The organism is Pseudoalteromonas sp. AWH4_217, assembly GCF_056161105.1.
On sequence record NZ_JBSWYM010000016.1, the window covers coordinates 120,538 to 126,997 of the forward strand.

The following is a 6,460-nucleotide window of genomic DNA, read 5'->3' on the forward strand; positions in this document are numbered from 1 at the left end:
TTTTTTAACCATTTTCATTTTAATTATTATCAACTTAAGCCACAGGTAAGGGCGGAGCCATCCGCAACCCTGTGGCTTTTTTATTAGCTAATTGACATACCTTTAAAGGAGATAACTATGTCTGAATTTCTACACGGTGTAGAAGTAATCGAGGCGCAGTCTGGTACTCGCCCAGTTAAAACCGTTAAAAGCTCTGTAATTGGAGTCATTGGTACAGCACCCCTTGCTGATATTACTGCGTTTCCGGCCAATACACCGGTATTGATCGCAGGTAAGCGCGCAGATGCCATGAAGTTGGTTGATACCAAAGGCGCTGCCTATCAGACGTTGTTGAATGAGGCAAAAACCAAGGCTGGTGACGATGCAAGACTAGAAACCAGTGCCGAGTATCTGGCGGCTGTTGAAGCGTTTAAGACGGCAAATGGCAAAGATGCTGACTATGTGCTGTCTGCGGAAGAAAAAACCGCTATTCAGGACAAGGTCGAAGAGCAAGCGCGTAACGCTGTCACAGACATTGATGATGCGAAAAAAGGCAGCCTGCTGCGCGCCATTGATGGCATTTTTGACCAGGCCGGTGCTGCGGTTGTGGTTATCCGTGTTGAAGGCGCAGATGACAGTGCTGCGACTAGCGCCATGGTTGGCAGCGACACTCAGCCAAAGGCGATTGAGGCATTCCTGGGCTCAGAGTCTGTATTAGGCGTGACACCGCGTATTCTGGTAGCACCTGGCTTCAGTCATCAAAAAGCTGTAGCAGACGAGCTTATTGCGGTTGCAGAGCGCTTACGTGCCGTGGTCATCGCGGATGGTCCAAATGATAGCGACCAGAAAGCGGCGGAATACCGTAATGAGTTTGGCTCTCGCCGTCTGTTCCTGGTTGACCCTCAGGTAAATGTACTAAAAGGCGACAAGCTTCAGGCTGAGCCGGCCAGTGCCCGTGTTGCAGGTTTGATTGCCAAATCTGACAATGACCGCGGTTTCTGGTGGAGCCCGAGTAACACCGCTATCAATGGCATTGCCGGTACTGCTCGTCCGGTTGACTTCCAGCTGGGCGACCCGCTTGCCAGTGCAAACCAGCTAAACAGCAAAGATGTGGCGACCATCATTCGTCAAAATGGCTTTAAGCTGTGGGGTAACCGCACGTGTTCAAGCGACCCTAAATGGGCATTCCTGTCAGTGGTGCGTACCGCAGACATGATCAACGATTCACTGCAACGCGCTCATATGTGGGCCGTTGACCGCAATATCACCAAAACTTACATCGAAGATGTGACGCAAAGTGTTCAGTCATACCTGGACAACCTGAAGGCGCAGGGCGCAATTCTGGGCGGTGAGATCTGGGCAGATGAAGAGCAAAACACGCCGGAAAATATTCAGGCCGGTAAAGTGTTCTTTAGCTTTGACTTTACACCACCTACTCCTGCTGAGCACATCACCTTCAAGAGCATCATGACAAACAACTACCTAGAGGAAATCGTATAATGGCAATGTCTCCTAAAATCCTTAAAAAATTCAAACTGTTCGTAGATGGTAAAGGCTACCTGGGCATTGCGGACGAGCTAACGTTACCAAAAGTAACCGTGAAAACCCGTGAAGTGACTTCTGGCTTCCAGGCGCCAATCGAGCTGGATGTGGGCCAACTGGAAAAACTCGAAGGCACGGTGACTTTGCTTGAGTACAACGCCGACATGATGAAGCTACTGGGCGACTGGAGTAGTGCAACGACGCCACTGACAGCGCGCGGTGCGATTCAGGCACAGGGCGACTCGCCGGTACCGGTCGTGGTTACTTTGGAAGGCTTTTTCAAAGAAGTCGACATGGGTAACTGGAAAGACGGTGAAGAAGCCAAGCTGACGCTGCAATATGCGGTACAAAAGTACAAGCTTCAGATTGGTCCGGACACCATCTACGAAATCGACCTATACAACGATGTGCGTAAGATCAACGGCAAAGACCACATGGAACTGCTACGTAACGCCATTGGCGCTTAAGCACTAACTCGCAATAACAATAAATAGGAGCAAAAGCATGAAAGAAATCATTACCCTGGCATTTCCAATCACGGTTGATGGGCATGAGTATGCCGAACTAACAATGAGACGACCTAAAGTACGTGACCGGTTAATGGTGGATAAGGCAGATATCAGCGAGTCGGAAAGTGAAATTCGTTACTTCTCCAATTTGTGTGAAGTCTCGCCGGATATCATCGAAGAGCTTGACTGGAGCGACTTTGTGAAGCTCAGAGAAACCTTACAGGCTTTTCTCGTATCCCGCCCAGGCGCTTAAGAGCCATGGTCGTGGCCCTGGCCAAATACACAGGTTGGGGCCTGGCTGAGCTTAACGCGTTAACCGAAGACGAGTTAATCGACTGGTTTGAGGCAGCGGTTGACTACAAACGCGCAACCACTCCCTCCTGACTCGTGGGCGGGTTAGGGCTGACGGGCAATTCACTCCCGTCAGCCTTTATAGGTAAGTGCTCCATATCAGAGCGCTTACCTATAAAGCACCTTTTCGCTTTCCAAAATTTCTTCATCCCGATACGGACCGAAATCCTCATGCTGTGCGCCTGAGGCGGCTGCCGTGTCTGTCATTTTTGTCTTGGCGTGCGTGCCATTTTTCTAGTCATTCTCAGGTAATATTATGAAGCAACAGGGATCTGTCGACCATCTTCGTTCCCCCGCCGGGGCCGAAAACAAAGTTAAATATCGCCTCCCACACAGCGGGAGTACAGCGAAGCGACTGGCCAAACTGGGTGATGCGCTTAAAGAGTTAAAAGCACACAGTCACGCCAGTACCCAATCCGTCAACCAGCTGTTGAATGCCATGTCGCAACTCAATGCCATGGCGCTGCTGGACCCAAACGAAGCCAATTTACAAGCCCAGCTTAGGCAATTTTTTAAGCCGGCTGCGAAAGAGCAGGCAGCAGATGCCGGGGCGACCCCAGATACGCTTGAGGCGGAACACAGCGAGGTCTTTGAGCACTCAGATCAGTTAGTGCAGGCCATAGATAAGCTGACGTTGGCGATTACCAGTCTGGATTTGTCGCCGGCTGTTGTGGTCAATAGCGCCCATGAGGCAGCTTCAGTACCACAGCCAATAGCGACTGCTGCGCAATTTGCTGCACCGCAATCGAGTGCACCGCAACAGGCCACACATCTTGAAGTCAATGGCGCAGCGGCTGCTCCGTCAGCATCCGTTGCAGGTCCGCTTAGTGCGCAGCAAAACACGGTTTCGGTTGCACCTGCAACGGGGGCATCTGCCGAGCTTGGGCAGTTAACGGCACTGGCCCCGCAGCTGGTTGAGGCATCTGGCCTGCCCACTGTGGTCGCGCAATTTAAAGCGACCCTGCCGGCGCTGCAACAGCTAGACCTGGGCGGTATGTTGGCGGGCGATCTGCAGGCAATCCAGGCCGCATTGCCGGTGTTGCTGGATGTTGCAGATATACCCGGATTGCAAAAAACACTCGCGGCTGAATTGCCGGCGATGGCGCAACTGGACCTGGCTGGTGTGTTGCAGGGCGATCTGCAATCTTTGCTGGAAGTCACGCCTGGTGTGTTGACTGAGCTGGGTCTGGATGGTGCCTCAGGGGCCGTAACCCGGGCACTTCCCGCGCTCAAACAGCTGGATATGGCTGGGATTGTCAGTGGCGATCTAAGTTCATTGTTGGATCAGGCACCACAGGTCTTTGCCGCCCTGGATATGCCAGGTGCATCCCGCAGCATGGCCAATATCCTGCCTGCGCTACAGAAAATTGATGCACAAGGCGTATTGAGTGGGGATTTAAACTCCTTGGTTGAAACCGCGCCTGAGCTGTTCAATGCCTTTGGTATGAACGAGGTGGCCACACTTTTTGAGCAACATTCGGGGCTTATCCAGAAACTGGATGTGAAGGGCCTGATGAATGGCGACTTGTCTTCGTTAAGTGAGGTAGTGCCGGAGGTCTTTGAGGCGCTGAACATGCCAGGCGCAGCGCAGGCAATGCAAAAAGCCATGCCGGTGTTTGCCAAGCTGGACCCGGCGGCCCTGATGGAGGGCGATCTCAGCAGCTTGTTGCATGCGACGCCAGAGGTGATGCGTGCCTTTGAGCTGGATGAGGTCGCTGATAAATTCCAGGCGGCGATCCCTGGCCTGACGAAACTGGACATGAAGGGCATTGCACAGGGTGACTTGTCGAGCCTCATGAGTGCCGCGCCTGAGCTGGCTGACGCGCTGCAACTGGGTGATGCCGGGCAGCTGATAGGTGCAGCTTTGCCCGCTTTACAGAAGTTTGATGTTGACGGCTTACTGGCCGGTGATCTGTCTTCGCTGGTCGAAGCCGGCCCAGAATTACTCCATGGATTGGGCATGGGCGATGCGGCAAATTTATTGCAGCAACATGCCTCTGTGGTACAACAGCTGGATGTTAAAGGCCTGATGAATGGCGACCTGACATCGCTGGGGAAGGCGGCACCTGAGTTGTTTAAGTCCCTGAACATGCCAGGGGCTGCACAGGTGATGGAAAAAGCCATGCCAGTGCTGGGCAAACTTGACGCCTCGGCCATGATGAAGGGCGATCTCAGCAGTTTGCTTGATGTGGCACCTGAGTTGTTCGAGGTACTTGACCTGGGCGATGTCGGGACCGTCATGCAGTCCGCGTTACCGGCGCTGCAAAAGTTTGACCTGGACGGTCTGATGAGCGGCGACTTGTCTTCTTTGGCACAGGCCGGCCCGGAGCTGCTCAATGCCTTTGGTATGAAAGATGCCGCCTCTTTATTACAGCAACACTCAGGCATTTTTGAACAGCTCGATATTAAAGGGGTAATGGACGGTGATCTGTCCTCTTTGGTTGACATTGCACCGGATGTGTTTAGCGCACTGGGTATGAGTGATGCTGCCGCATTTATGCAGCAACACGAAGCGGTGTTTAAGCAACTGGATGTACCCGGCCTTTTGCAAGGCGACTTGTCCTCTTTAGGAGATGCGGCGTCTCAGTGGCTCAGTGATTCTGGCTTGTTTGGCGACAGCAGCGAACAGGGGGCGCAGGAAGGTGACGCTCAGGGTGAGTCAGATCAGAGCGATGTGGTAGCAGACTCGGAATATGCTGACTCTGAGGGTGCGACTTACGAAGAATTTGATGAGTATGACTTGCTTGATGAAGCCGAGCAGGACGACGAACAAAAAGACCAGGATAAGAAGAAAAAAGACAAGAAGAGCAAGAAAAAGCCAAGTAAAGGCCGCAATAAAGGCAAAAAGGGCAAAGGTAAGGGCGCTAAAGGCAAAGGGAAAGGCGCGAAAGGGAAAGGTAACACACGCAAGGACGCATCAGCGCGACCAGGCAAGACGCGTGCTAAACCCGGCAAATCTCAACCAAAGCCCAAGCCTAAACCCAAGCAGAGTAAGCTTGGCAATGTCATGCGTCAGCTCGATAAAGGCAGTCAGAGTCCACAAAAAATGACGGGCAACAGCCCTAAAAACGCCAAGCTTGGTCAGTTTGCAGGGAAAAAAGGTGGCTTTCTGAGTCGTCTGCCCGGGGCCAAACTATTTGGCAAGATGGCTGCGCCTTTGAGTGCAGTCATGGGCGCAGTTGATGTCGCGACGACACTGTCTGACGATACCTTGACCGCGCAGCAGAAAACCCAACAGCTAGGCACTGCGGTGGGTGGTGCCGGGGGAGCCTGGGCCGGAGCTGCTGCAGGCGCCGCGTTGGGCTCCGTCATTCCGGGTATTGGAACGGCCGTTGGTGGCCTGATCGGCGGGGCGCTGGGCGCCATGGGTGGAGAGTCTGTTGGTGGCTGGTTAGGAGACAAGCTCGGTGGCTGGTTTGAGGATGACCCCGAACCTGAGCTAAGTACAGATATGGTCTCTGAAGAAGTTGAGGAAGCGGCAATTGCGACTTCCGAGCTTCATCCTGAGCCTGTAACGCCCGAGCAATCAGACATCAAGCTGGGAGATTTGGCCAAGCAGGCAGGCAGCAATGTGCTGCTTCAGGGTCTTGCGGGGCCGCTTGGTCCGGTGATGTCGCCGACATCCAAGCGCTTTGGTGAGGGCAAGTCGACCACTCAGCCAGTAGCGACAGAGGCGGAACTGGCAGGCAAAACGCCTGTAGTCTCGCTGAACGAAATTGGCAGCAATGCGCTGCTTCAGGGTCTTGCGGGGCCGCTTGGTCCGGTGATGTCGCTGACATCCAAGTTTTTTGGTGAGGGCAAGTCGGCCACTCAGCCTGCATCGACAGAGGCGGAGCTGGCTGGCAACACGCCAGGTGGCTCGCTGAGCGAGATTGGCAGCAATGCGCTGCTACAGGGTCTAGCTGGACCCCTTGGTCCGGTGATGTCGCTGACATCCAAGCGCTTTGGTGAGGACAAGTCGGCCACTCAGCCGGCATCGACAGAGGCGGAACTGGCAGGCAAAACGCCGGGTGGCTCGCTGAGCGAAATTGGCAGCAATGCGCTGCTTCAGGGTCTTGCGGGGCCGCTTGGTCCGGTGA

At 53.7% G+C, this 6,460-nt stretch carries 5 protein-coding genes; all 5 read left to right on the top strand.

The annotated features are described in order from the left end of the window. Nucleotides 1–117: 117 nt before the first annotated feature. A complete protein-coding gene (locus ACXAH1_RS18870) occupies nucleotides 118–1,479 on the top strand; it encodes a phage tail sheath subtilisin-like domain-containing protein (protein WP_475198757.1) in 1,362 nt (453 codons plus the stop codon). Beyond that, entirely contained in the window at nucleotides 1,479–1,988 is a 510-nt protein-coding gene (locus ACXAH1_RS18875; protein WP_052713195.1) for a phage major tail tube protein, read from the top strand. The genes ACXAH1_RS18870 and ACXAH1_RS18875 overlap by 1 nt, the downstream gene beginning before the upstream one ends. A gap of 37 nt (nucleotides 1,989–2,025) precedes the next feature. Then, nucleotides 2,026–2,283 carry a phage tail assembly protein gene (locus ACXAH1_RS18880; RefSeq protein ID WP_010385143.1) on the top strand — a complete coding sequence of 86 codons (258 nt, stop codon included), beginning with the start codon at nucleotides 2,026–2,028 and terminating at the stop codon, nucleotides 2,281–2,283. Nucleotides 2,284–2,288: 5 nt separating this feature from the next. Beyond that, nucleotides 2,289–2,414 (top strand): hypothetical protein, encoded by a 126-nt coding sequence (locus ACXAH1_RS18885; protein ID WP_268836137.1) that lies wholly within the window; start codon nucleotides 2,289–2,291, stop codon nucleotides 2,412–2,414. A gap of 223 nt (nucleotides 2,415–2,637) precedes the next feature. After that, nucleotides 2,638–6,460 (top strand): hypothetical protein (locus ACXAH1_RS18890; RefSeq protein ID WP_475198760.1); only part of this gene is annotated, 3,823 nt, incomplete at its 3' end.